Consider the following 24,461-nt stretch of genomic DNA (forward strand, 5'->3'; position numbering starts at 1 on the left):
ACGTCGTGGTGTGGCCGGTTTGACTTGGGGCCCCTGGATTTGACCCTTTGATCGGGCTGAAGGGCAGGTGGTGCCACCCTGCCCGATCTACCAGGGTAAGGGTCGAATCCCCCAAGTAAAACCGGCCACGCTTCGCATCCGGCCAGGTCAGGTGAGCTGGTGGCGGCTTTCGGGCAGACTGGTTCCGCTGGTTCCGTGTGGGCCGGTTCCAGCCTGGCGAGTTCGTGGCCTTTGCCCGCCGAAGATGTCGTACCCCGTTGCTACCGTGGAATTCGGGGGCCCACTCGGTCAGGTGACCCCGGCCTGTGCCTACCTGGAGTGGCTGGTCTCCCACTGGCCTTCGAAGTGGGAGGCGGCTACCGGGCCGAAGACGCTCGCTCCCCGGTCGGCCGGGCCTACCGCGCGGCGGAGGGCGGCGAACAGTTCTCGGCCCGTGCCGGTCCACGCCTGTGCGTCCGCCGGGAAGTCGACCAGTGGCCTGGCGGCCAGTTCGTCGGCGTCCACGAAGACCTCCAGGGTGCCCGTTTCCGCGTCCAGGCGGATCACGTCGCCGTCGCGCACGCGGCCCAGCGGGCCGCCCACGGCGGCTTCCGGGGTGAGCTGGATGGCTGCCGGGATCTTGCCCGAGGCGCCGGACATGCGGCCGTCGGTGACGATCGCGACCTTGTGGCCGCGGTCCATCAGGACGCCCAGCGGGGGCGTGAGCTTGTGGAGTTCCGGCATGCCGTTGGCCTGCGGGCCCTGGTTGCGGACCACCACGACGACGTCGCGTTCGAGTTCGCCCGCCCGGAACGCCTCGGCGAACGCCTCCTGCGTCGTGAACACGCGCGCCGGGGCCTCGACGATCCGGTTCTCCTCCGCCACCGCGGAGACCTTGATGACCGCGCGGCCCAGGTTGCCGGTCATCATGCGCAGACCGCCGTCGGCCGCGAACGGGTTGTCGGCGCCGCGCAGCACCGACTCGTCGAGGCTCGCGGTCGGGCCCGCGCGCCACAGCAGCTCGCCGTCGATCAGGACCGGCTCCTCGCGGTAGCGGTCGAGGCCGAAGCCCGCGACGGTGTGCACGTCGCCGTGCAGCAGGCCCGCGTCGAGCAGCGTGCCGACCAGGAACTGGACGCCACCGGCGGCCTGGAAGTGGTTGATGTCGGCCGTGCCGTTCGGGTAGACCCTGGTCAGCAGGGGCACGACCGACGAGAGGTCGGAGAAGTCGTCCCAGCTCAGCTCGATGCCCGCGGCGGACGCGACGGCCACGAGGTGCATCGTCAGGTTGGTCGAGCCGCCGGTCGCCAGCAGCGCGACGACGCCGTTCACGATGGAGCGCTCGTCGACGACCCTGGACATCGGCGTGTACTCCTCGCCGCGGCTGATCACCACCGCGCGGCGGGCGGCCTCCTCGGTCAGCGCGCGCCGCAGGGGGGTGCCCGGCGGCACGAAGGTCGCGCCCGGCAGGTGCAGGCCCATGACCTCGTTGACGAGCTGGTTCGAGTTCGCCGTCCCGTAGAACGTGCAGGTGCCGGGGCTGTGGTAGGACGCGGCCTCGGCTTCCAGGAGGTCCTCGCGGGTGGCCTTGCCCTCGGCGAACAGCTGCCGGACGCGGCTCTTCTCGGAGTTCGTCAGACCGGAGCTCATCGGGCCCGCGGGCACCAGGATCGTCGGCAGGTGGCCGAACGAGAGCGCGCCGATCAGCATGCCGGGGACGATCTTGTCGCACACGCCGAGCAGCAGCGTCGCGTCGAACATCTCGTGCGACAGGGCGACACCGGTGGACATGGCGATGACGTCGCGGCTGAACAGCGACAGCTCCATGCCGTCGCGGCCCTGGGTGATGCCGTCGCACATGGCGGGCACGCCGCCCGCGAACTGCGCGATGCCCCCCGACCGGCGGGCCGCGTCCTTGATCCACGCGGGGTACTCGTCCATCGGCTGGTGGGCCGACAGCATGTCGTTGTAGGCGGACACGATCGCCACGTTCGGCTTGCGCAGCGCGCGCAGGGCGGCCTTGTCACCGCCGGTGATGCCCGCGAAGCCGTGGGCGAGGTTGCTGCACGCCATACCCGTTCGGGTGGTGGACTCGCTAGCCGCCGCAGCCATGCGGTCGAGGTACGTCGCGCGGCTGGCGGCGCTGCGTGCCGTGATGCGCTCGGTCACCTCGGCGACGATGGGGTGCGTTTGGCTCATCTTCTGCTGACTCCGTTGATCACGGGCCGTGGTGGCCCAGTGGACGGCAGCGCTGGCGTCGCACGTTCGGGTCGTGACGTCTACAGGGTAGGTCACCAGTGCGCATTCACACAGAACCGATTCAGAAACCAGGGGCGTCTAAGGGGAAAACTGGGGGTGTCCCGAACTGGAAAATTTGGCGTGTGTTGCTTGTCACAAGGCGCTGGACAAGGCAGAGTCGGCGTCGAGATCACTGACGGGGACCTCGGTAACGGAGGTGCGACATGACGTCCACGGAGATCGTCGAGTTGAGGCGCGCGCTGGGTCAGCTCAGGCAGTGCGTCGGCTCCCTGCGCGGGCGCTATGGCGACGTTGCCGCAGTGCAGCGGCTTGCGAACGACATCGAGCGCATGGACATCGATGCCACGGAGTTGATCGACATCGACTCGCCGCCACCGCCCCGGCGGGCGCCCCAGGTGGAGCGGGAGGTGGTCGTCGTGCCGGACACGCCGTACGACTCCTCGCTCTGGCAGGACGCTGACGACGAGGGGTTGGGTGGCTACCGTCAGCGATAGGTGATCTGCAACACTCCACCTCGGCCCTCGCTGGTATGCGAGGGCCGAGGCCTTTGCAGCCACAACGACGTGGAACCGAGGTGGACCAGTTGGTGAGGGCTCAGATCTCCGAGCGCACGCTGCGCACGGACCGGTGGTGGTTGTCGCCGTTGCTGACGGTAGTCGGCCTGGGGCTCATCTCGATCTACGCGGCGATCCGCACGTTCATGAACGACTTCTACTGGGTGTCGGAGTACCACTACCTGACGCCCATGTACTCGCCCTGCCTGAGCGCCGAGTGCGTCCCGGCGGCCAGCCACTTCGGCCAGCCGCTGCCGGAGCTGCCCGGCTTCCTCACCCCGCCGGTGTTCATCATCCCGTTCCTGCTGGGGTTCCGGATCACCTGCTACTACTACCGCAAGGCCTACTACCGGGCGGCCTGGATGTCGCCGCCCGCGTGCGCCGTCGCGGAGCCGCACAAGACCTACACCGGTGAGACCAGGGCGCCGCTGATCGCGCAGAACCTGCACCGCTACTTCTTCTACGCGGCCTCGATCCTGCTGCTGATCAACATCTACGACGCGATAGCCGCCTTCTCCGGTGAGAAGGGCTTCGGCATCGGCCTCGGCAACGTCGTCCTGCTGGTCAACGTCGGCCTGCTCGCCGCGTACACGCTGTCCTGCCACTCGTGCAGGCACATCACCGGCGGCAAGCTGAAGCACTTCTCCAAGCACCCCGTCCGCTACTGGACGTGGCAGAAGATCTCCAAGCTCAACGCCAAGCACATGCAGCTCGCCTGGGCCTCGCTGATCTTCGTCTGCCTGACCGACCTCTACATCGCGCTCGTCGCCTCAGGGGTCATCGGCGACCTGCGTTTCGTCAACTAGGGAGCACAACCTTGGCCGAGCTGGAACGGCACTCGTTCGACGTACTCGTCATCGGTGCCGGGGGCGCCGGACTGCGTGCCGCGATCGAGGCCCGCGAGCACGGGATGCGCACGGCGGTGCTCTGCAAGTCGTTGTTCGGCAAGGCCCACACGGTGATGGCCGAGGGCGGCATCGCCGCGGCCATGGGCAACGTGAACTCCAACGACAGCTGGCAGGTCCACTTCCGCGACACCATGCGCGGCGGCAAGTTCCTGAACAACTGGCGGATGGCCGAGCTGCACGCCAAGGAGGCCCCCGACCGCGTCTGGGAGCTGGAGACCTACGGCGCGCTGTTCGACCGCACCAAGGACGGCCGGGTCAGCCAGCGCAACTTCGGCGGCCACGAGTACCCGCGCCTCGCGCACGTCGGCGACCGCACCGGCCTGGAGCTGATCCGCAGCCTCCAGCAGAAGATCGTGTCGCTCCAGCAGGAGGACCACGCCGAGACCGGCGACTACGAGGCCAAGCTGAAGGTGTTCCAGGAGTTCACCGTCAGCGACCTGCTGGTCGAGGACGGCCGCATCGCGGGCGCGTTCGGCTACTGGCGCGAGTCGGGCAAGTTCGTGCTGTTCACGGCCCCCTCGGTGATCCTGGCGACCGGCGGCATCGGCAAGTCGTTCAAGGTCACCTCGAACTCCTGGGAGTACACCGGCGACGGGCACGCGCTGGCGCTGCGCGCCGGGGCCTCGCTGATCAACATGGAGTTCATCCAGTTCCACCCGACCGGCATGGTCTGGCCGCCCAGCGTGAAGGGCATCCTGGTCACCGAGTCGGTGCGCGGCGACGGCGGGGTGCTGCGCAACTCCGAGGGCAAGCGGTTCATGTTCGACTACATCCCCGAGGTCTTCAAGGAGAAGTACGCCGACAGCGAGGCCGAGGGCGACCGCTGGTACACCGACGCCGACAACAACCGGCGCCCACCGGAGCTGCTGCCCCGCGACGAGGTCGCCCGCGCGATCAACTCCGAGGTCAAGGCCGGTCGCGGCACCGAGCACGGCGGCGTGTTCCTGGACGTGTCGACCCGGCTGCCCGCCGAGGAGATCACCCGGCGCCTGCCGTCGATGTACCACCAGTTCAAGGAGCTGGCCGACGTCGACATCACCGCCCAGCCGATGGAGGTCGGACCGACCTGCCACTACGTCATGGGCGGCGTCGAGGTCGACCCGGACACCGGGGCGTCGTCGGTGCCCGGCCTGTTCGCGGCGGGCGAGGTCTCCGGCGGCATGCACGGCTCGAACCGGCTCGGCGGCAACTCGCTGTCCGACCTGCTGGTGTTCGGCCGCCGCGCGGGCGCGGGAGCGGCGGACTACGCGGCGTCGCTGACCGTCCGTCCGGTGCCGTCCGAGGCGGCCGTCGCCGAGGCCGAACGGGTCGCCCTGGCGCCGTTCGCGGGCGAGGGCGGGGAGAACCCGTACACGCTCCACGTGGAACTCCAGCAGACGATGAACGACCTCGTCGGCATCATCCGCAAGGCTGAGGAGATCCAGCAGGCGCTGGAACGCCTCGACGGCCTGAAGGCCCGCGCCAGGACGCTCACCGTCGAGGGCCACCGGCAGTTCAACCCCGGCTGGCACCTCGCGCTCGACCTGCGCAACATGCTGGTCGTCAGCGAGTGCGTCGCCAAGGCCGCGCTGCTGCGCACCGAGAGCCGAGGCGGCCACACCCGCGACGACTTCCCGGCGATGGACTCGGACTGGCGGCGGAAGCTGTTGGTGTGCACGGCGACCGGACCGTCCGAAGTGGACGTGGTCGTCAAACCGCAGATCCCCATCCGCGAGGACCTGCTGGAGCTGTTCGACCGCGGCGAGCTGGAGAAGTACCTCACCGGTGACGAGTTGGGGAGCTGACAATGGGTTACCAGGGGAACTTCCGGGTCTGGCGCGGTGACGCCGACGGCGGCGGGCTGGAGGACTTCACCGTCGAGGTGAACGAGGGCGAGGTCGTCCTCGACGTCATCCACCGCCTCCAGGCCACCCAGGCGGGCGACCTCGCCGTGCGGTGGAACTGCAAGGCGGGCAAGTGCGGCTCCTGCTCGGCGGAGATCAACGGCAGGCCGCGGCTGCTGTGCATGACCCGCATGTCGACGTTCACCGAGGGCGAGACCATCACGATCACGCCCATGCGCACGTTCCCGATCATCCGGGACCTCGTGACGGACGTGTCGTTCAACTACACCAAGGCCCGCGAGATCCCCTCGTTCACGCCGCCGAAGGACCTCGCGCCCGGCGAGTACCGGATGCAGCAGGTCGACGTGGAGCGCTCGCAGGAGTTCCGCAAGTGCATCGAGTGCTTCCTCTGCCAGGACACCTGCCACGTGATCCGCGACCACGAGGAGAACAAGGAGGCCTTCGCCGGGCCGCGGTTCCTGATGCGCGTCGCCGAGCTGGAGATGCACCCGCTGGACGAGGGCAACCGGACCGTGGCCGCGCAGGAGACCCACGGGCTCGGGCTGTGCAACATCACCAAGTGCTGCTCCGAGGTGTGCCCCGAGCACATCAAGATCACCGACAACGCCCTGATCCCGATGAAGGAACGGGTGGCGGACCGCAAGTACGACCCGATCGTCTGGCTGGGCAGCAAGATCTTCCGCCGCCGTCCGTGAGCCGGAGTTTCCACCTGATCGTGTGCCTTTCGGCGGTTCGCCGCCCGCCCGGATGTGGATACCGTGGTCGGTGGGCGAGGCACGAGGGGGTGGTGGTCGTGATGGGTTCGGATGGCGAAGGGTCAAGCGGGTGTGATGGCGGCACGTCGTCGTGACGTGCCGAGGTGCTGTTGCCGTCGTGGCTGAATGACGAAGGGCGCTCCCGGAGCTGGTCCGGGAGCGCCCTTCGTCACGAGCTGGTGGCGTCTAGAGGGACTGGGCCGCGGCCGGGATGGCCACGTCGTCCAGCTTCTTCGTGCCGTTGGTCTTGATCTTCTTGTTGCGCCGGTTGCGCTTCTCCAGCGTCACGGCCAGCCAGGTCAGCAGCAGGCACATGATCACGTAGATGATGCCGACCACGATGGTCACGGGGACCAGCGGCCTGCCGAACTGGCCCTGACCGCCGAGGAACTTCGCGTAGTACAGCAGTTCCTCGTAGTTGATGATGAAGCCGAGCGCCGTGTCCTTGAGCAGCACGACCAGCTGGCTGATGATCGTCGGCAGCATCACCCGCAGGGCCTGCGGGAGCAGCACGAGCGTCATCACCTGCGTCTTGCGCATCCCGAGGGCGTACGCGGCCTCGGCCTGGCCGCGGGGCAGGGACATGACGCCCGCGCGGAAGACCTCGGCCAGCACCGAGCCGTTGTACAGGGTCAAGCCGAGCACGACCGCCGTGAACTGCGACATCTTGATGTCGATCGCCGGGAGGCCGAAGTAGAAGAAGAAGATCATGATCAGCAGCGGGACGGCCCGGAAGATCTCGACGACGAACGTCGCCGGTCCCCGCAGGAACGCGTGCTCCGAGAGCTTGCCCGCGGCCAGCACGGCCCCGAACACCATCGCGCACACGGCACCGACGGCGAACGCCTTGAGCGTCGCCCCCACGCTCTTGAGCAGCTGCTCCTGGATCGTCGTGTACTGGAGCCACTCCCACATCTTCGGCTCGAACTGGCCGCTGTCGTAGAAGCGGAAGCCGATGAACCCGATGATGCCGGCCACGCCGAGCACGCCGACGACGGCCAGGACCTGGTGCCGGAACCTGGCCTTGGGGCCGGGTACGTCGAACAGCACGTTGCTCATCGGGCGACGCTCCAGCGCTTCTCGAGGCTGCGTTGCAGGAAGGTCAGTGGCATGACCAGGAGGATGAAGAAGAACGCCACCCAGGAGAGGCCGACGAGCATGTTGGCACCGTCCTCGGACAGCGAGGCCTGGATCGCGCCCGCGTCGCCGACGGAGAAGCCCGCCGAGACGGTCGTGTTCTTCAGCAACGCGATCAGGGTGCTGACCAGCGGCGGGACCACCGAACGCATGGCCTGCGGCAGCACGACGCTCCCGAGCATCTGCGTGAAGGTGAGCCCGAGCGCCCGCGACGCCTCGGCTTGGCCGACCGGGACGGTGTTGATGCCCGAGCGCACCACCTCGCAGATGAACGCGGAGGTGTACATGGTGAGCGCGACGACCGCGCCCGTCTCGTAGTCGATCTTCACGATCTGGAGCAGCGGGTAGGCGAAGGTGAAGAAGAAGAACACCAGGGTCAGCGGCGTGTTGCGCACCAGCGTGACGTAGGTGGCCCCGGCTGCCCGGAACACCGGCACGGGACTGACCCTCAGCATCGCGAGGAACGTACCCAGCAGCAGCGACCCGACGGCGGACAGCGCGAACAGCTTCAGCGTCGTCGCGAAGGCGCTCAGGAAGAGGCCGGAATACGTGGAAAGGAGACTCATCAGGGGTTCCTTGCCGATGGGCTGGCGGTAGAGAGGTGGCCGGTGACCCGCCCTGGGGGCGAGGTCACCGGCCACCGTCCTGGGTCAGTAGCGCTCGATGATCGGCTTGGTGGCGGCCGATCCCGACTTGCCCAGCGTGTTGTCGTAGATCGTCTGCCAGGTGCCGTCCTTCAGCGCCGCCTCGAGGATGTCGAAGAACTTGCCGCGCAGCACGGTGTCGTCCTTGGCGAGGCCGATGCCGTAGGGCTCCAGGGAGAACGGCTTGCCGATGACCTTGAACTTGCCCTGCTCCTGGGCCGCGAAGCCCTTGAGGATCGCGTCGTCGGTGGTGACGGCGTCGACCGACTTGTCGGCCAGCTTGGCGACGCACTGGGAGTACGTCTGGAGCTCGGTGATGTTCTCCGGCTCGGTCAGGCCCTCTTCGCGGATCTTCTTGATCGGCGTCGAACCGGTGACCGAGCAGACCTTCTTGCCCTTGAGGGTGTCCTTGCCGGTGATGGCCGTCTCGTCGGCGCGCACCAGCAGGTCCTGACCCGCGGTGTAGTACGGACCCGCGAAGGAGATCTTCTCCTTGCGGCCCGCGTTGATCGTGTAGGTGCCGACGTAGTAGTCGACGTCGCCGTTGATCAGGGCCTGCTCGCGGCCCGCGGAGGCGATGGCCTTGTAGTCGATCTTGTCCTCGCCGTAGCCGATCTTCGCGGCCATCAGCTTGGCGATCTCGATGTCGAAGCCGCTGTACTTGTTCGTCGTCGGGTCCTTGAAGCCCAGACCGGGCTGGTCCTCCTTGACGCCGATCACGACGCGGCCCCGCGCCTTGATCTTGTCGAACGTCGGCGAGCCGTCGATCTTCACGTCCGTGGCGGCGGCCTGGGAGGGGGCGGTACCGCCGGTGTCACCGGGGGTGCCCTCCTTGCCGCAAGCGGTCAACGCCAGGCCACCGGCAAGCAGCACCGCCGCAAGGGTACGAGCCCTCATCGTCCTTCTCCTGCTCTTGTAGATCAGGCGACGCCTGTCGGGGCGTCGCGACATGCCGAGACTTCAGTGGGTCAGGATCTTGCCAAGGAAGTCCTTCGCGCGGTTGGACTTCGGCGCCGAGAAGAACTCGTTCGGGGTCGAATCCTCGACGATCTCGCCGTCGGCCATGAAGATGACGCGATCGGCGGCCTTCCGGGCGAAGCCCATCTCGTGGGTCACCACGAGCATGGTCATGCCTTCCTTGGCCAGCGTCGTCATGACGTCCAGCACCTCCTGGACCATTTCCGGGTCCAGCGCGGAGGTGGGCTCGTCGAACAGCATGACCTTCGGGCGCATGGCCAGCGCCCGCGCGATGGCGGCGCGCTGCTGCTGGCCACCCGACAGCTGGGCGGGGTACTTCTCGGCCTGGTTGGCGATGCCGACCCGCTCCAGCAGCTCCGTCGCGTGCTCGAGGGCCTCCTTCGAGGGAACCTTGCGCACCTTGACCGGCGCCAGCAGCACGTTGTCGACGATGCTCTTGTGCGCGAACAGGTTGAAGGACTGGAACACCATGCCCACGTCGGCGCGCAGACGGGCGAGATCCTTGCCCTCCGCGGGGAGCGGCTGCCCGTCGACCTCGATCGTTCCGGAGTTGATGGGCTCCAGGCGGTTGATGGTGCGGCACAGCGTCGACTTGCCGGAGCCGGAGGGGCCCAGGACGACGACCACCTGGCCCTTGGGCACCTCCAGGTTGACGTTCTTCAGAACGTGCAGAGGGCCGAAGAACTTGTCCACGCCCGCCATCTTGATCATCGGCGGTGCGGGATTGGGGGCAGTCATCCGATCCTCCAACTGGCAATTGTCAGCGCTGGGCAAAACCTAGGTGTGCGCCACCACACCAGTCCACGACATTGAGCAAGACTTAGGGTCTCAACTCTGTCACAGGTCGGCGACCCCTACCCGAAAGGGACCACAGTGCGTGTGCTGCTCGTCGAGGACGACGACCGTGTCGCAGAAGCGCTGGTCCCGGCGCTGACCCGACGCGGTTTCACCGTGGATCGTCAAGCTACAGGTAGGGGTACGTTGGATCGATTGTTAGGGGTGGATGTGGTCCTCCTGGACCTCGGACTGCCCGATGTGGACGGTGTGACGCTGTGCCGCAGCATCCGCGCGGCGAGCGACGTGGCCATCATCGTGGTGTCCGCGCGCGGCGAGATCGACGACCGGATCCTCGGCCTGCACGCGGGGGCGGACGACTACCTCGTGAAGCCCTACGACGTCGGTGAGCTGGTGGCGCGCGTGCACGCCGTGCGCAGGCGGCGCGGCGACCCGGTCGGCGTCGGCGGTACCGGGACCGAGGTGTTCACCATCGGTGACGTGCGCGTCGACCTCGCGCGGCACGAGGTGACCGTCGCGGGGTCGGTCGTGGCGCTCTCGCGCAAGGAGTTCCAGGTGTTGGCGCTGGTCGTGGCCGCGGGCGGCGCTGTGTGCACCCGCGAGCGCATCCTGGCGGAGATCTGGGGCCGCACCTGGTCGGGCGCGAACCGGACGCTCGACGTCCACGTCGCCACCCTGCGCACCAAGCTCGGCCGCTCCGACCTGCTGGAGACCGTGCGCGGCGTCGGCTACCGCCTCGGCACCCCGACCGCGGACCGCTGACGTGCGGTCGCGGCTCCTCGGCATCGTGCTGGCGCTGGTCGTGCTGGTGCTCCTCGGCCTTGGCCTCCCGCTGGGGCGGGGGGTCGCCGCCGCCGAGCAGCAGGAGCTGTTCCTCGACCGGCTCACCGACACCAGCCGGTTCGCCTCCGTCGCGCAGCAGACGATCATCGACGACCAGCCGACGCTCCTCGAACCGACGATGCGGCGGTACGAGGAGGTCTACGGCATCGCCGTGGTCCTGCTCGACCGCGACCGCAGGGTGCTGGCCACCTCGCGCGCCGACATCGACCTGACCAGCGGCGACGTGCCGGGCATGATCACCGGGGCCCTGGTGGGCAAGCTGCCGTCGGCGCCACCGGTGCTGATGCCGTGGGACGACGAGCAGCTCGTGCTCGCCGAACCCGTGCTCATCGGCGGCGAGGTGCGGGCCGCCGTGGTGACCTTCTCGCCGACCGACAAGACCCGCGGCCGGGTGCTGATCTGGTGGAGCGTGCTGCTCACCGGCAGCGCGCTCGTGCTGTCGCTGGCCGTCCTCGCCGCGCTGCCCCTGGTCCGGTGGACGCTGCGGCCGGTCCAGCGGCTCGACGACGCGACCGGCAAGCTGCTGGCCGCCGTCGTGTCCGGCCGCCCGGTGACCCCGGTCGGCAGCTCCAGCGGCCCGCCGGAGCTGCGGCAGCTCAGCCGGTCCTTCGACCAGATGGCCGCGAACGTCGGCGACGCGCTCGCCGCGCAGCGCGCGTTCGTCGCGGACGCCTCGCACCAGCTGCGCAACCCGTTGACCGCGCTGAAGCTCCGACTGTCCAACCTGGAGGGACACGTCGACGCGGAGGCCGAGGTGCACCAGGTGGCCGCGCTCGCCGAAGCCGACCGGCTCAACCGCATCCTGGACGAGCTGCTGTCCATGGCGCGCGCCGAGTCCAGTTCCGTCGACCCGGTCGTGGTCGACGTGGACCGCGCCGTGGCGGGCAGGCTGTCGGCGTGGCAGCCCGCCGCCGTGGCGAAGAGCGTGCACCTCGTGCTCGACGGCGAACCCGGTGGCGCGGCGCTCGCCCCGCCGCGCGGGGTCGAGGCGGTCCTCGACGCGCTGCTCGACAACGCGTTCAAGTTCACCCGCGAGGACACCCTCGTGCACGTCGACGTCCGCCGGCGTGACGGTTGGGTGACGATCTCGGTCCGCGACCAGGGGCCCGGCCTGGAGCCGGACGAGCTGGAGCGCGCGACCGACCGGTTCTGGCGCAGCCAGGCCCACCAGAACGTGTCCGGCTCGGGCCTCGGCCTGTCGATCGTGCGGCGCGTCGTCGAGCGCGTCGACGGCGAGGTCGTGCTGAGCACGCCCGAGGACGGCGGCCTCGCCGTGACCGTGAGGATCCCGGCGGTCGACTAGACCTTGGTGTCCCGGTAGTAGCGCAGGGCGCCGGGGTGCAGCGGGATCGGCGTGGTCTCGATGGCGGCGCGGACCTCGATGGAGCGGGCCGCGAAGCTCGCCGCCTCCAGCCGGGGCTGCGCCTTGAAGAGGCCGTCCACGAGCGCTTCGGCGGCCTCGTCGCTCATCAGGTCGTTCACCAGCAGGAAGTTGCGGACGACGAGCGTGGTCACGGCCTTGCCCGGCAGGCTGTAGGCGGAGGCGGGCAGCGTCGCCGAGCCGTACACGGGGTACTGCTTGCGCAGCTCGGGGAGCACGTCGCTCAGGTCGAGCATCTTCACCTTCACCGTCTGGGCGAGCTGCGTGACCCGCTGCGTCGGCAGCCCTCCCGACCAGATGAACGCGTCCAGCGTCCCCGCCATCATCGCGTCGCTGGCCTCGTTGAGGTCGAGGTGCTGGACCCTCAGGTCGGTGTCGGGCGAGATGCCCGCCGACTTCAGCAGCCGGTCGGCGATCAGCCGCACGCCGGAGGACTCCGACCCGATCGACACCCGCAGGCCCTTCAGGTCCACGAGCCGGTTGACCACGAGGTCGTCGCGGACCACCACCTGGAGGTAGTCGTCGTGCATCCGGGCCAGCGCGTACAGCTTGTGCTTGCCGGGCTCGTCGGACTCGGCGGCCCTCTCGGCCGCGTCGGCCTGCGAGAAACCGACGTTCGCCTGCCCGGCGCGCAGCCGCTCCAGGTTGTCGATCGACCCCTTGGTCACCGTGACCTGGGGGTGCTCGATGCCCACGTGCTCGGTCCACGCGTCGGCCAGCGCCGCGCTCAACCGGTTGTAGACGCCCTTCTCGACGCCGGACGCCATGGTCAGCTTGAGCGCCGCCAGGTCGTTCCCGCAGGCGCTCAGCGCCATGGCCGCCAGGGCCAGCACGGCCCCGGCGGCGTGTACTCGCCGCCCTGTTCCCGACACCTGGGCATCGTGTCACGTTCGCGGCCCGCCCTGAACCCGACGGAAGGAGGGCGTGGTGACCCGCAGTGACACCCGTCCGCCGTCCAGCCACGGCGGGAACGGCCGGGCGTCCCGAAAAAGTCGCTCTGCGTGACGGAGTGACCACGGTCGGGCGGAGGCCTCGGCGACCGGTTCCCCCGCCCGGTCCGGACGCCCTCGCGCTCCGCGGTCTCCCGGCCCGCTCGCGGGGGCCGTGACCTGCTCTAACCGGTGGTTGGCGCAGCGCTCGGTCCGCGCGGCTGAGGAAGCGGACTGACCAGGGGATATGGTGGTCACGTGAGCACGGCAACCATTCCGAAGACGTACCAGATTCGCACGTTCGGGTGCCAGATGAACGTGCACGACTCCGAACGCCTCGCGGGCCTGCTGGAGGACGCGGGCTACGCGCCCGCCACCGGGGACGTCTCGCCGGACGTGGTCGTGTTCAACACCTGCGCGGTCCGGGAGAACGCCGACAACAAGCTGTACGGGACGCTCGGGCACCTCGCGCCCGCCAAGACCGCGAACCCGGACATGCAGATCGCCGTCGGCGGCTGCCTGGCCCAGAAGGACCAGAAGGAGATCGTCCGCCGCGCGCCGTGGGTGGACGTCGTGTTCGGCACCCACAACCTCGGGTCGCTGCCGGTGCTGCTCGAACGCGCCCGGCACAACCAGGAGGCCCAGGTCGAGCTGCTCGACTCGCTGGAGACCTTCCCGTCGACCCTGCCCGCCAAGCGCGACTCGGCCTACTCGGGCTGGGTGTCGGTGTCCGTGGGCTGCAACAACACCTGCACGTTCTGCATCGTCCCGTCGCTGCGCGGCAAGGAGAAGGACCGCCGCCCCGGCGACGTGCTGGCCGAGGTCCAGGCCCTGGTCGACCAGGGCGTGCTGGAGGTGACGCTGCTCGGGCAGAACGTCAACTCCTACGGCGTCGAGTTCGGCGACCGGCTCGCGTTCGGCAAGCTGCTGCGCGCGACCGGCGCGATCGAGGGCCTGGAGCGCGTGCGGTTCACCTCGCCGCACCCGAAGGACTTCACCGACGACGTGATCGCGGCGATGGCCGAGACGCCGAACGTGTGCCACTCGCTGCACATGCCGCTCCAGTCCGGCTCGGACCGGCTGCTCAAGGAGATGCGCCGCTCCTACCGCTCCGCGAAGTACCTGTCGATCCTGGACAAGGTGCGCGAGGCGATGCCGGACGCGGCGATCACCACCGACATCATCGTGGGCTTCCCCGGCGAGACCGAGGAGGACTTCCAGGCGACCCTCGACGTCGTCCGCCAGTCCCGGTTCACCAACGCCTTCACGTTCCAGTACTCCAAGCGCCCAGGCACGCCCGCCGCGTCGCTGCCCGACCAGTTGCCGAAGAAGGTCGTGCAGGAGCGCTTCGACCGGCTCGTCGAACTCCAGGAGGCCATGGCCCTGGAGCTGAACCAGGAGCAGGTCGGCCGCGAGGTCGAGGTGCTGGTGGCGACCGGCGAGGGCAAGCGCGACGCCGAGACGCTGCGGCTCAGCGGCCGGGCCCGTGACGGGCGGCTGGTGCACTTCACGCCCGGCGACGCGCGGGTGCGGCCCGGTGACGTCGTCGAGACCGTCGTGACCTACGGCGCGCCGCACTACGTCGTCGCCGACGGCCCGCTGATCAGCCACCGGCGCACGAGGGCGGGCGACCAGTCCGAGGCGGGCGTCAAGCCGAAGACCCCCGGCACCGCGCTGGGGCTGCCGTCGTTCGGCGCTCCCGCGCCCCTTCCCACCGCGGAGGTCGGGTGCGGCGTCCGGTGACGGGTGAGTCGGACGACCTGTCCCGGCTGCGGGACGAGATCGACCAGGTGGGCAGGACGGCCGCCAAGCGCGTCGACCCCGGAGCGGGCGCGCTGCTGATCGCGGTGGCCGTGTTCGCGCTGCTCATCGCCCAGCTGCTGCCGTGGGCGGGGGAGGCTCGCGGCTGGCAGATCCTGCTCGGCCGCATCCCCGAGGGGGAGGTCGTCGGTGCGCTGCCGAAGGTGTTCGCGTACGCGTCGGTGGTCGCTGGCGTGCTGATGTCCGCGCTGAGCCTGATCCTGCGCCGCTGGGGCCTCGTGTGGTTCTGCGCCCTCGGGTGCTTCGTGGCCTCGGTGAGCGGGGTGCTGTCGATCTGGACGCAGCAGACCACCACCAGCCACGCCCCCGGACCGGGTCCGGGCGCGGGGCTGATCATCGCGGTGGTCGCCGTGGTCGTGCTGCTGGTGAAGTGGCTGAAGCTGGCGGCGTCCCGACCGGGCCTGTGACCCGGCCGCCGGCGGCGGCCGTGGACAGCACGACGGGGCCCCCAGCGCGCTGGGAGCCCCGTCGGTGGTGCCTGCCGGACTAGCGGGTGGCCACGGCCGCCTCAGCGGCGGACAGCCACTCGCGCCACTGCTTGGCCTGCGCCTCGGCCTGCTCGGCCCGACGCTTGTCCCCGGCCGACCGAGCCTTCTCGGCCTGGGCCTCGAACTGCTCGACCCGCTCGCGGAACTGCGCGACCCGAGCCTCGGCCTCGGGGTCGGACCGGCGCCACTGGGCGTCGACCGCGCCGCGGACCTTCTCCTCGATGGCGCGCAGCTTGCCCTCCAGGTCGCGGACCCGCTCCCTCGGCACCTTGCCGATCGCGTCCCAGCGCTCCTGGATCTTGTAGAGCTGCGACCGGGCCGCCTCCAGGTCCGCGCTGGGGTCGATGGCCTCGGCCTCGGCCAGCAGGGCTTCCTTCAGCTGCGCGTTGGTGCCGAACTCCGCGTCCCGCTCGTTGAACGCCTCGGACCGGCGGGCGAAGAACGCGTCCTGGGCGGCGCGGAAGCGCTGCCAGAGCACGTCGTCGGCCTCCTTCGGAGCCCGCCCCGCGGCCTTCCACTCGACCATCAGGTCCTTGTAGCGACCGGCCGTGGGACCCCAGTCGTCGGACTGGACGAGCTTCTCGGCCTCCTCGACCAGCTCCTGCTTGCGGTTCTTCGCCACGCCGCGCTGGCGGTCGAGGTCCGCGAAGTGCGAGCCGCGACGCCGGTTGAACGCGTCGCGCGCCTTGGAGAACCGCCGCCACAGCTGCTCGTCGGTCTTGCGGTCGACGCCGCGGATGGTCTTCCACTCGTCGAGGATCTGCCGCAGCCGGTCACCCGTGGTCTTCCACTGGGTCGACTCGTTGGCCAGCGTCTCCGCCTCTTCGACCAGCTCCTGCTTGCGCGCGACGGACTGGGTCCGCGCGGCCTCCTTGGCCTCCTTGGCCTTCTCCAGGCCCTCCTCGGCCTTGGCCAGCACGTGGTCGACGCGCTTGGCCAGCGCCTCCAGGTCGCCCACGACCGCGGCGTCCTTCAGCGTGTCCCGCACGTGCTTCGCGCTCGTGAGGGCGTGCTTCGGGTCGCCCGCCCCGGAGGACAGCCGCGCCACGAGCAGCTCCACCTCGGTCCGCAGGTCGTCGAACCGACGCGCGAAGTGCGCGAGGCCCTCCTCGGGCTCGCCCGCCTGCCAGGACCCCACGACGCGCTCGCCGTCGGCCGTCTTGACGTAGACGGTGCCGTCCGCGTCCACTCGTCCCCAGCGGTCAGGGTGGTCCGACGCCACGGGGACCGGCGGAGCTGCCACCGCGGCGCTCTCCTGCTTCGTTCCCTCGACCACCGTCGTGGTACCGCCACTGTCACCAGTGGTCTCCGGTGTCGTCTCGTGCTCCGTCATCGCCGGCTTCCTCCTCGCCTGCCCACTTCGTGGTGCCCGTGCCAACCACGGGCGCCCCGCCACCGGCGGGGCCCAGCACCGAGTACCTGGACCGTCTCATCGTCTCCAGTACCCCGCGCGCATTCAAACAGGTCAGGGCTCAGCTCGGTACCGCGAGGTCGAAGATGGGTAGCGTCACGAGGTGTGATCCGACGTCTGGCGGTGCTGCCGCACCCGCCTCTCCTGGTGCCCGAGCTGGTCGGCGGAGCCGTGGACGAGACCGAACCGGTGCGCGCGGCGTGCGTCGCGGCGGCTCGTGACCTGGCGGACAGCTCGCCCCGCTGGGTGGTGATCGCGGGTGATCCGTCCGGTCGGAGGACGCTCGGCCCGGACATCTCCGGGACGTTCCGCGGATACGGCGTCGATGTGCCGGTGGCGCTGTCGGCCGTCGAGTCCACTTCGGACCCCGATCTGCCCCTGCCCGCGCTCGTCGCGGGCTGGCTGCGGGCCGTCGGGGGCGCGATGACCGTCCGGGTGGAATTGGTCGACCCCGATCTGCCGCCCGGCGACTGCTTCGCGATCGGCGAGGACCTCGCGGAGGAACCGGCGGTCGGGTTCCTCGTCCTCGGCACCGGCTCGCACCGGCACGGCGAGGCGTCCGTCGGCCGTCCCGACGACCGCGCCGGACCGTTCGACGACGGCGTGCGCGCGGCCCTGTCCACCGCCGACCCCGCCGCGCTGCGCGCGCTGGACCCCGTGCTCGCCGCGGAGCTGGGCGCGGACGGCCGCGCGGCCTGGCAGGTGCTCGCCGGTCTCGCCGAGGCCACCGGGCCGTGGCGGTGCGCGCGGTCGGAGCTGCTGGTGCCCTACGGCGTCGGGTACCACGTCGCCGTCTGGGAAACTGGGGCGTGACCGTCCCCGTCGCCGTCGTCGGCCCCACCGCCACCGGCAAGTCCGACCTCGCCGTCCGCCTCGCGCTCGAACTCGGCGGCGAGGTGGTCAACGCCGACGCGATGCAGCTCTACCGGGGCATGGACATCGGCACGGCCAAGGTCACCGAGGCCGAGCGGCACGGCGTCCCGCACCACCTGCTCGACGTGCTGGACGTGACCGAGACCGCCTCCGTCGCCGCCTACCAGCGCCACACCCGCGCGCTCGTCGAGGAGCTGCTGGCCGCGGGCACGACGCCGGTGCTCGTCGGCGGCTCCGGCCTGTACGTGCAGGCCGTGCTGGACGACCTGAGGTTCCCCGGCACCGACGACGCCGTCCGGGCCAGGCTGGAGGAGGAGCTGGCCGTCGTGGGCGGCCCCGCCCTGCACGCCCGGCTGGCCGTGCTCGACCCGGCCGCCGCGCTCGCGATCCTGCCCGGCAACGTCCGCCGCGTCGTGCGCGCCCTGGAGGTCATCGAGCTGACCGGGCAGCCGTTCTCGGCGAACCTGCCCGAGCCCGGTCCCGCCCGCTACGGCACGGTGCTCGTCGGCGTCGACCGCGAGGTGGCCGAGCTGGACGAGCGGGTCGACCTGCGGGTGCGGCGGATGTTCGAGGCCGGTCTGGTCGACGAGGTGCGGGCGCTGGAGGCCGCGGGCCTGCGGGACGGCCGCACCGCGGCGCGGGCGCTGGGCTACCAGCAGGTGCTCGCCGCGTTCGACGGCGAGCACGACCTCGCGACCGCCGCCGAGGAGACCGCGCGGGCCACCCGCCGGTTCGTCCGGCGGCAGCGCTCCTGGTTCCGCCGCGACCGGCGGATCACCTGGTTCGACGCGGCCCGCCCCGACCTGGTCGGGGAAGTGCTGGCCCTGCTCGCCCCGTAACCTGGTGCGGTGGGCGGAGTGGAATTCCTCAAGGGGCACGGCACCGAGAACGACTTCGTGCTGCTGCCCGACCCGGACGGCGTGCTGGACCTGACCGAGGCGCGCGTGCGGGCCCTGTGCGACCGGCAGCGGGGCCTCGGCGCCGACGGCGTGCTGCGCGTGCTCCGCCTCGACGTGGGCCCGTGGTTCATGGACTACCGCAACGCCGACGGCTCGATCGCGGAGATGTGCGGCAACGGCCTGCGGGTGTTCGCGCACTACCTGGTCGACGCGGGACTGGTGCCCGCGGGCGAGTTCGTCGTCGGCACCCGCGCGGGGGACCGGACCGTCACCGTGCACGAGGGCGGCGGCGTCACGATAGAGATGGGGCGGGCCAGGATCACCGGCGCGTCCACCACGAAGACCAGCGGCGCGGACTTCGCGGGCGTGGCCGTCGACGTGGGCAACCCGCACCTGGCGTGCGTGACCGACGTGCCCGTCGCGACCCTCGACCTCACCGAGCAGCCCCACTTCGACCCGGCGGTGTTCCCGAACGGCGTCAACCTGGAGTTCGTCAACGTCCTGGGCGAGGGCGCGCTCCGGATGCGCGTGCACGAGCGCGGCGTGGGGGAGACCCGGTCCTGCGGCACCGGCACGGTCGCCGCCGTCGCGTCCTGGCTGCACGGCACGGGCCGCACCACCGGGCGGGCCACCGTGGACGTCCCCGGCGGCCGGGTCACCGTCGTGATCGGCGAGCGGGGGAGCACCCTCACCGGCCCGGCCGTGCTCGTCGCGCGCGGCGAGCTCGACCGGACCTGGTGGGACTCGCTCTAGCGGTCGCCGACCTTCACCCGCGCGGTCTCCAGCCTGCCGACGTGCTGCTGGCCCACCACGTCGGGGTCCGACGTCGGGGCGGTGCAGACGACGAGCGTGGTGCCGACCAGGCCGACGGCGTAGCTGATCTGGGTCGTCTCGACGCGGTCGGTGACGGTGCCGCCCTCGACGACCCGCACGACCACCGGTTGCAGCGCGGTCGCCACCCAGACGCCGCCCTCGGCGTCCACGCAGATCCCGTCCGGCGCGATGACGTGCTCGCGCAGGTCCGCCCACACCCGCCGGTTGCTCAGCGAGCCGTCCTCGGCCACGTCGAACGCCGTCAGCCGGTAGGCGAGCGTCTCGGCGACGACCAGCGTGCCGTCGGGCAGCAGCACCGTGCCGTTCGGGAACTTCAGGTCCTCGGCGGCCACGCGGGTCGTGCCGTCCGGCTCCACGAGCGCGAGCGGGGTGCCCGGCGGGTCGTAGTTCGGGGCGAGGAGCGACTCGATGCCGTCCTCCTTGATCTTCTCGTGCAGGTCGAACCCGAAGTTGCCCACGTAGGCGCGCCCCAGGGCGTCCACCAGCATGTCGTTGGTGTGGAACGTGGCGATGTCGAACAGGTCCGCGTGCAGTTCGAGGACCCCGTTCGGCTCCAGCCTGCGGACCGTGCGGTCCTTCATGGACACCACGAGCAGCCTGCCGTCGGGCAGCCAGCCGAGGCCCGACGGCTGGCCGGGCAGCGAGCAGACGACCTGCTTCTCCCCGGTGTCCAGGTCGACGGTGAAGACCGCCTTCTCGTAGAAGTCGGAGAAGTAGAACTTGCCGTCCGGGCCGTGCCGGGGAGCTTCGCCGAAGTGGAGTCCGTCGAGGAGAACGGTCGTGTCAGCCATGGTCGGAAACGGTAGCCGCTTCGTCGCGGCTCGTCCGCAGCGGAGAGAGCAGAACCCAGGTGACGGCGAGAACCTGCCCGGTCATGGCGATCCAGAGCGTGGTGTGCACGCCCAGCCAGCCGCCCAGCACACCGCCGACGAGGCCGCCCAGCGGGATCGTGCCCCACACGAGGAACCGGACGCTCGCGTTCATCCGGCCGAGCAGGCGGTCCGGGCACACCGTCTGCCGGTAGGTGACCTGGCTGACGTTGTAGATGATCACGCCGTAGCCCGCGACCGCCATGCCCAGCATCGCGAGACCGACCCGCCAGTCGTTCGCCGTCAGCGGCAGCACCAGGCCGAACGGCTGCGTGACCAGCAGCGACAGCCAGATCAGCCGGACCTGGCCGAGCCGCCGGTTCCACCAGTTCGCCGTCACGGCGCCGAGCACGCCGCCGATCCCGCCCGCGCTGAGCAGGAGCCCGACCAGGCCCTCGGACAGGCCGACGTCGCGGACCAGGAACAGGATCAGCACCGCCATCTCCAGGCCGGAGAAGAAGTTCGACGTGCCGGTGCAGCCCACGATGGCCCGCAGCGACCTGTTGTCGAACACGAACCGCAGGCCCTCGACGATGTCGGTGCGCAGCGTGCGGCCCCCGTGCGGCTCGGGCGGGGGTTCGACGCCCCCGATCCGCCACAGGAACAGCGCCGAGCCCAGGTAGCCGAGGCCGGTGGCGAGGACGCCGTTCGCGGCGCCGATCACCTGGGCGACGCCACCCGCCAGCGCGGGTCCGGACACGTCGGCCACCGACTGGCTGGCCTGGAGCTTCGAGTTGCCCTCGACCAGGTGCTCCCGGCCGATCAGCGACGGCAGGTACGACTGGTAGGCGATGTCGAAGAAGACCGTGCACACGCCGACCAGCAGCGCGACCAGGACGAGCTGCGCCAGCGTCAGCACGCCGAGCCACCAGGCGAACGGGACGGACAGCAGCAGGGCCGCCCGCGCCACGTCGGTGGTGATCATCAGCGGCCGTCGGCGCACCCGGTCGACCCACACGCCCGCGGGGAGCCCGATGAGCAGGAACGCGGCCGTTCCCGCGGCGCTGAGCACGCCCATCTCCCACGGCGTCGCGGCCAGCGTGGTCGCGGCGAGCAGCGGGAGGACGGTGCGGCCGATCGAGGAGCCGAACTGGCTGACGGTGTCGCCAGCCCAGAGGAGCCGGAAGTCCCGGTGCGTCCAGAGAGCCATGGGCGGAGTCTCGTCGAAGTGATTGGAAGCAGTCAATCACTTATGCTGTGGAGGTGCGCATGCGTCGAGCGACCCCCGAGGAGGCGGCTGCCCTCGCCTCCGCCGTGCGGCTGCGGATCATCCGGATCACCCACCTGGAGCCGCTCACGAACAAGGAGATCGCCGAGAAGCTCGCCAAGGACCCCGCCACGACGCTGCACCACGTGCGCAAGCTCGTGGCCACCGGCTTCCTGGAGGCCCTCCCGGCCCGCTCGGGCAACCGGGGCGCGAAGGAGATCCCGTACCGCTCCACCGGCCTGTCCTGGCGGCTGGACGACGTCGGGATCGACGAGAGGCTCGCCGAGGCCATGCTCCAGGCGTTCCTCGGCGAGGTCGCCGACGTCGGACCGGACGCGCTGGAGCAGACCCGACTGGTCGTCAGGATCGATCCGGCGGAACTAAAGCGGCGCCTCTGCTCGTTGATGGAGGAGCTAGCCGCCCGACCGGTCGACACCGACACACCGAGCACCGCCATCTACCTGGCGCTTTACCCCGGTGGTTAACCACTCGGCCGTGTGGGCGCTCCGTGGGACAATGAAGGGCAAATGACGGAAAACACGCTGAACAACGACACCACCGACTGGGCCGACGAGGACGAGAACCTGTCCACGGGCGACCTCGCACTGGCCGACCGCGCGGCACTGCGCCGCGTCGCCGGGCTCTCCACCGAACTCGAGGACATCACCGAGGTCGAGTACCGGCAGCTCCGCCTGGAGCGGGTGGTGCTCGTCGGCGTGTGGACCGAGGGCACGGTGCAGGACTCCGACGCGTCGATGGCCGAGCTGAAGCTGCTCGCCGAGACCGCGGGCTCCGAGGTCCTGGACGCGCTCGTGCAGCGCCGCGACAAGCCGGACACGGCCACCTACATCGGCTCGGGCAAGGTCGCCGAGCTGCGCGACGTCGTGATCTCCTCCGGTGCGGACACGGTCATCTGCGACGGTGAGCTCTCACCGGGCCAGCTCCGGCAGCTGGAGGAGAAGCTGAAGGTCAAGGTGGTCGACCGGACCGCCCTGATCCTCGACATCTTCGCCCAGCACGCCAGCTCCCGCGAGGGCAAGGCGCAGGTCGAGCTGGCCCAGCTCCAGTACATGATGCCGCGACTGCGCGGGTGGGGTGAGTCGCTGTCCCGGCAGGGTGGTGGCGCGGGCGGCAGCGGTGGCGGCGGCGTGGGCACGCGCGGTCCCGGTGAGACGAAGCTCGAAACCGACCGCAGGCGCATCCGGGCCCGCATCGCGAAGCTCCGCCGCGAGATCGCCGCGATGAGCACCATCCGCGAGACCAAGCGCGGCCGTCGCCACTCCGGCGAGGTGCCGAGCGTGGCCATCGCCGGGTACACCAACGCGGGCAAGTCCAGCCTGCTCAACGCGCTGACCGGCGCCGGTGTGCTGGTCGAGGACGCGCTGTTCGCGACCCTCGACCCGACCACCCGGCGCAGCGAGACGCCGGAGGGCATGCCCTACACCCTGACCGACACGGTCGGGTTCGTCCGGCACCTGCCGCACCAGCTCGTCGAGGCGTTCCGCTCCACGCTGGAGGAGGTCGCCGAGGCCGACCTGCTCGTGCACGTGGTCGACGGTTCGGACGGCATGCCGGAGCAGCAGGTCAAGGCCGTGCGCGAGGTCATCGCCGAGATCAACGGCAAGCGCGACGACCCCATGCCCGCCGAACTGCTGGTGGTCAACAAGACCGACGCGGTGGGCGACCTGACGATCGCCCGCCTGCGCCACCTGTTCCCCGGCGCGGCGTTCGTGTCGGCGCACACCGGCGAGGGCATCCAGGAGCTGCGCGAACGCATCTCGCAGCTCATCCCCCGCCCGGAGGTCACGGTCGAGGCGCTCGTGCCGTACGCGCGCGGCGAGATCGTGGCGCGCATCCACCGCGAGGGCGAGGTGCTGTCCGAGAAGCACACGGAGGAGGGCACCGAGCTGAGCGCCCGCGTCCACCCGACGCTCGCCGCGCTGCTGGAGCAGTACGCCGTGGGAAGCCCCGCCTGAGCGTGCGCCTGTTCGGCCTGGTCGCAGCACTGACACTGGTCACGGCCGGGTCCGCCACCGCGGACCCGGCCGTTCCGGTTCCACTCTGCACCGTCACCGACCAACGCCTGGAGGAGCTGTCCGGCCTGGCCTCGGACGGCGACCGCCTGTTCGCCGTCAACGACAGCGACAGCGGCAACATCGCCGTCCAGGTGATCGGTCGCGACTGCGAGGTCCTGGACACCATCACCGCCCCGGTCAACCCGTTCGACGTGGAAGACCTGGCACTCGGCCGGGACGGCAGGCTGTGGCTGGCCGACACCGGCGACAACGGCCGGTCGAGGGAAACGGTCGCACTGCACGTCGTCTCCCAGAACGGCGACGCGGAACTGTTCAGACTGACCTACCCGGACGGCAAGCACGACGCCGAGGCGATTCTGCTGACCCCGGACGGCGTGCCCTACATCGTCACCAAGGAAACGATCGGCTCAGCCCTCGTCTACCGCCCGACCGCCCCACTGGCAGCGGGCGCGACCGGCACCATGGAACAGGTGGCCAGGGTCTCCATCGCGGGCACCGACACCCCCGGCGGCCCACTGGAAAGCTCGGTGGTGACCCGAGTGGTCACCGGCGGAGCGGTATCCCACGACGGCAAGGTGATAGCGCTGCGCACCTACACCGACGCCTACCTGTTCCCGGTTCCCAACGGCGATTTCGTCACCGCACTGGACTCGGACCCGGTAAGTATCCCCCTGCCGAACGAGGAGCAGGGCGAAGCGATCACCTTCGACCCGGACGGCACCCTGCTGTCAGCCTCGGAATTCGGCAAGGCCACCACCTCGACCATCACCGCGGTGGCAGCAGCAACAGCCCTGGCCACACCACCAGCACCACCACCAACGACACCGGAGCCCGCACCAACGGGCGACGCTTCAGCAGCACCACTACCCCCAACGAACAAGACCGAACCGTGGCCAGTGATAGGAATCGGCGCGGCAGCCCTCGTGCTGATAGCAGCCCTGGTACGACGCACACGCCGAAAAGCCTGAAATCCCGCACCACGCCCAACAGCAACGGCACGGCCAGTGCAGGAAATCC

Annotated in this window: 23 protein-coding genes; 14 read left to right on the plus strand and 9 right to left on the minus strand. The window is 70.3% G+C overall.

The genetic code is table 11. From position 1 onward, the window contains the following. Positions 1-309: 309 nt before the first annotated feature. Positions 310-2,178 carry a phosphogluconate dehydratase gene (gene edd, locus VFZ92_RS16475; protein ID WP_330876813.1) on the minus strand — a complete coding sequence of 623 codons (1,869 nt, stop codon included), beginning with the start codon at positions 2,176-2,178 and terminating at the stop codon, positions 310-312. 263 nt (positions 2,179-2,441) lie between these two features. Between edd and VFZ92_RS16480 the strand changes: the two genes are divergently transcribed. Genes VFZ92_RS16480 through VFZ92_RS16495 form a run of 4 tightly spaced genes read left to right on the plus strand, consistent with a single transcriptional unit; the run spans position 2,442 to position 6,239 of the window. Next, complete coding sequence (locus tag VFZ92_RS16480; protein ID WP_330876814.1) at positions 2,442-2,732, plus strand: hypothetical protein; 291 nt, start codon at positions 2,442-2,444, stop codon at positions 2,730-2,732. Positions 2,733-2,767: 35 nt separating this feature from the next. Further along, complete coding sequence (locus tag VFZ92_RS16485; protein WP_414719913.1) at positions 2,768-3,598, plus strand: hypothetical protein; 831 nt, start codon at positions 2,768-2,770, stop codon at positions 3,596-3,598. An 11-nt stretch (positions 3,599-3,609) separates the two neighbouring features. Next, positions 3,610-5,484 (plus strand): fumarate reductase/succinate dehydrogenase flavoprotein subunit, encoded by a 1,875-nt coding sequence (locus VFZ92_RS16490; protein WP_330876816.1) that lies wholly within the window; start codon positions 3,610-3,612, stop codon positions 5,482-5,484. A 2-nt stretch (positions 5,485-5,486) separates the two neighbouring features. Beyond that, entirely contained in the window at positions 5,487-6,239 is a 753-nt protein-coding gene (locus VFZ92_RS16495; protein WP_330876817.1) for a succinate dehydrogenase/fumarate reductase iron-sulfur subunit, read from the plus strand. Positions 6,240-6,485: 246 nt separating this feature from the next. Here the strand turns inward: VFZ92_RS16495 and VFZ92_RS16500 are convergent, their stop codons facing one another. From VFZ92_RS16500 to VFZ92_RS16515, 4 genes are all read right to left on the minus strand, one after another. Next, the gene (locus VFZ92_RS16500; RefSeq protein ID WP_330876818.1) at positions 6,486-7,358 is read right to left on the minus strand and encodes an amino acid ABC transporter permease; all 873 of its coding nucleotides are present in this window, start codon (positions 7,356-7,358) and stop codon (positions 6,486-6,488) included. Then, positions 7,355-8,002: an amino acid ABC transporter permease gene (locus VFZ92_RS16505; protein WP_330876819.1), complete on the minus strand. Its 648-nt coding sequence runs from the start codon at positions 8,000-8,002 to the stop codon at positions 7,355-7,357. Before VFZ92_RS16505 ends, VFZ92_RS16500 begins: the two co-directional genes overlap by 4 nt. A gap of 84 nt (positions 8,003-8,086) precedes the next feature. Further along, positions 8,087-8,977, minus strand: a complete 891-nt coding sequence (locus VFZ92_RS16510; protein WP_330876820.1) for a glutamate ABC transporter substrate-binding protein — start codon at positions 8,975-8,977, stop codon at positions 8,087-8,089. A gap of 63 nt (positions 8,978-9,040) precedes the next feature. Beyond that, entirely contained in the window at positions 9,041-9,769 is a 729-nt protein-coding gene (locus VFZ92_RS16515) for an amino acid ABC transporter ATP-binding protein (protein ID WP_330876834.1), read from the minus strand. Between the two features lie 162 nt (positions 9,770-9,931). Between VFZ92_RS16515 and VFZ92_RS16520 the strand changes: the two genes are divergently transcribed. Both VFZ92_RS16520 and VFZ92_RS16525 read left to right on the plus strand, forming a co-directional pair. Then, a complete protein-coding gene (locus VFZ92_RS16520) occupies positions 9,932-10,615 on the plus strand; it encodes a response regulator transcription factor (protein ID WP_330876821.1) in 684 nt (227 codons plus the stop codon). Between the two features lies 1 nt (position 10,616). Further along, entirely contained in the window at positions 10,617-11,999 is a 1,383-nt protein-coding gene (locus VFZ92_RS16525; RefSeq protein ID WP_330876822.1) for a HAMP domain-containing sensor histidine kinase, read from the plus strand. Here the strand turns inward: VFZ92_RS16525 and VFZ92_RS16530 are convergent. Then, on the minus strand, positions 11,996-12,949 hold the full coding sequence (locus VFZ92_RS16530) for a TAXI family TRAP transporter solute-binding subunit (RefSeq protein WP_330876823.1): 954 nt from the start codon (positions 12,947-12,949) through the stop codon (positions 11,996-11,998). The genes VFZ92_RS16525 and VFZ92_RS16530 overlap by 4 nt on opposite strands. Positions 12,950-13,279: 330 nt before the next feature. Between VFZ92_RS16530 and miaB the strand changes: the two genes are divergently transcribed. Together miaB and VFZ92_RS16540 are read left to right on the plus strand one after the other, a co-directional pair. After that, positions 13,280-14,749, plus strand: coding sequence for a tRNA (N6-isopentenyl adenosine(37)-C2)-methylthiotransferase MiaB (gene miaB / locus VFZ92_RS16535; RefSeq protein ID WP_330876835.1), 1,470 nt, complete (start codon positions 13,280-13,282; stop codon positions 14,747-14,749). Then, positions 14,746-15,234, plus strand: a complete 489-nt coding sequence (locus VFZ92_RS16540; protein ID WP_330876824.1) for a hypothetical protein — start codon at positions 14,746-14,748, stop codon at positions 15,232-15,234. The genes miaB and VFZ92_RS16540 overlap by 4 nt, the downstream gene beginning before the upstream one ends. 79 nt (positions 15,235-15,313) lie before the next feature. Here the strand turns inward: VFZ92_RS16540 and VFZ92_RS16545 are convergent, their stop codons facing one another. Further along, complete coding sequence (locus tag VFZ92_RS16545) at positions 15,314-16,648, minus strand: DUF349 domain-containing protein (protein ID WP_330876825.1); 1,335 nt, start codon at positions 16,646-16,648, stop codon at positions 15,314-15,316. 183 nt (positions 16,649-16,831) lie between these two features. Here VFZ92_RS16545 and VFZ92_RS16550 point away from each other — a divergent pair, with 183 nt between their 5' ends. Genes VFZ92_RS16550 through dapF form a run of 3 tightly spaced genes read left to right on the plus strand, consistent with a single transcriptional unit; the run spans position 16,832 to position 19,251 of the window. Then, positions 16,832-17,539, plus strand: a complete 708-nt coding sequence (locus VFZ92_RS16550) for a hypothetical protein (RefSeq protein ID WP_330876826.1) — start codon at positions 16,832-16,834, stop codon at positions 17,537-17,539. Then, positions 17,536-18,438: a tRNA (adenosine(37)-N6)-dimethylallyltransferase MiaA gene (gene miaA, locus VFZ92_RS16555; protein WP_330876827.1), complete on the plus strand. Its 903-nt coding sequence runs from the start codon at positions 17,536-17,538 to the stop codon at positions 18,436-18,438. Before VFZ92_RS16550 ends, miaA begins: the two co-directional genes overlap by 4 nt. 9 nt (positions 18,439-18,447) lie before the next feature. Beyond that, complete coding sequence (gene dapF / locus VFZ92_RS16560) at positions 18,448-19,251, plus strand: diaminopimelate epimerase (RefSeq protein ID WP_330876828.1); 804 nt, start codon at positions 18,448-18,450, stop codon at positions 19,249-19,251. On the opposite strand, the gene VFZ92_RS16565 is transcribed toward dapF, so the two are convergent. Further along, entirely contained in the window at positions 19,248-20,123 is an 876-nt protein-coding gene (locus tag VFZ92_RS16565; RefSeq protein ID WP_330876829.1) for an SMP-30/gluconolactonase/LRE family protein, read from the minus strand. The two genes, dapF and VFZ92_RS16565, sit on opposite strands and share 4 nt — an antisense overlap. Beyond that, on the minus strand, positions 20,116-21,351 hold the full coding sequence (locus tag VFZ92_RS16570) for an MFS transporter (protein WP_330876830.1): 1,236 nt from the start codon (positions 21,349-21,351) through the stop codon (positions 20,116-20,118). The genes VFZ92_RS16565 and VFZ92_RS16570 overlap by 8 nt, the downstream gene beginning before the upstream one ends. 59 nt (positions 21,352-21,410) lie before the next feature. Here VFZ92_RS16570 and VFZ92_RS16575 point away from each other — a divergent pair, with 59 nt between their 5' ends. The 3 genes from VFZ92_RS16575 to VFZ92_RS16585 all read left to right on the plus strand — a co-directional run bounded on the left by VFZ92_RS16575 (position 21,411) and on the right by VFZ92_RS16585 (position 24,412). Further along, on the plus strand, positions 21,411-21,893 hold the full coding sequence (locus tag VFZ92_RS16575; protein WP_330876831.1) for a winged helix-turn-helix domain-containing protein: 483 nt from the start codon (positions 21,411-21,413) through the stop codon (positions 21,891-21,893). A gap of 42 nt (positions 21,894-21,935) precedes the next feature. After that, positions 21,936-23,384, plus strand: coding sequence for a GTPase HflX (gene hflX / locus VFZ92_RS16580; protein ID WP_330876832.1), 1,449 nt, complete (start codon positions 21,936-21,938; stop codon positions 23,382-23,384). 191 nt (positions 23,385-23,575) lie between these two features. Further along, positions 23,576-24,412: a hypothetical protein gene (locus tag VFZ92_RS16585; protein ID WP_330876833.1), complete on the plus strand. Its 837-nt coding sequence runs from the start codon at positions 23,576-23,578 to the stop codon at positions 24,410-24,412. The last annotated feature ends 49 nt before the right edge of the window (positions 24,413-24,461 follow it).

The sequence above is a fragment of the Umezawaea sp. genome (assembly GCF_036375055.1).
Lineage (GTDB): Bacteria > Actinomycetota > Actinomycetes > Mycobacteriales > Pseudonocardiaceae > Umezawaea.

Bases quoted from the DNA above. Each gene is read 5' to 3' on its own strand.
- edd (WP_330876813.1), bottom strand. From the start codon at position 2,178: ATGAGCCAAACGCACCCCATCGTCGCCGAGGTGACCGAGCGCATCACG.
- VFZ92_RS16480 (WP_330876814.1), top strand. From the start codon at position 2,442: ATGACGTCCACGGAGATCGTCGAGTTGAGGCGCGCGCTGGGTCAGCTC.
- VFZ92_RS16485 (WP_414719913.1), top strand. From the start codon at position 2,768: ATGCGAGGGCCGAGGCCTTTGCAGCCACAACGACGTGGAACCGAGGTG.
- VFZ92_RS16495 (WP_330876817.1), top strand. From the start codon at position 5,487: ATGGGTTACCAGGGGAACTTCCGGGTCTGGCGCGGTGACGCCGACGGC.
- VFZ92_RS16500 (WP_330876818.1), bottom strand. From the start codon at position 7,358: ATGAGCAACGTGCTGTTCGACGTACCCGGCCCCAAGGCCAGGTTCCGG.
- VFZ92_RS16505 (WP_330876819.1), bottom strand. From the start codon at position 8,002: ATGAGTCTCCTTTCCACGTATTCCGGCCTCTTCCTGAGCGCCTTCGCG.
- VFZ92_RS16510 (WP_330876820.1), bottom strand. From the start codon at position 8,977: ATGAGGGCTCGTACCCTTGCGGCGGTGCTGCTTGCCGGTGGCCTGGCG.
- VFZ92_RS16515 (WP_330876834.1), bottom strand. From the start codon at position 9,769: ATGATCAAGATGGCGGGCGTGGACAAGTTCTTCGGCCCTCTGCACGTT.
- VFZ92_RS16545 (WP_330876825.1), bottom strand. From the start codon at position 16,648: ATGACGGAGCACGAGACGACACCGGAGACCACTGGTGACAGTGGCGGT.
- VFZ92_RS16565 (WP_330876829.1), bottom strand. From the start codon at position 20,123: ATGGCTGACACGACCGTTCTCCTCGACGGACTCCACTTCGGCGAAGCT.
- VFZ92_RS16570 (WP_330876830.1), bottom strand. From the start codon at position 21,351: ATGGCTCTCTGGACGCACCGGGACTTCCGGCTCCTCTGGGCTGGCGAC.
- VFZ92_RS16575 (WP_330876831.1), top strand. From the start codon at position 21,411: ATGCGTCGAGCGACCCCCGAGGAGGCGGCTGCCCTCGCCTCCGCCGTG.
- hflX (WP_330876832.1), top strand. From the start codon at position 21,936: ATGACGGAAAACACGCTGAACAACGACACCACCGACTGGGCCGACGAG.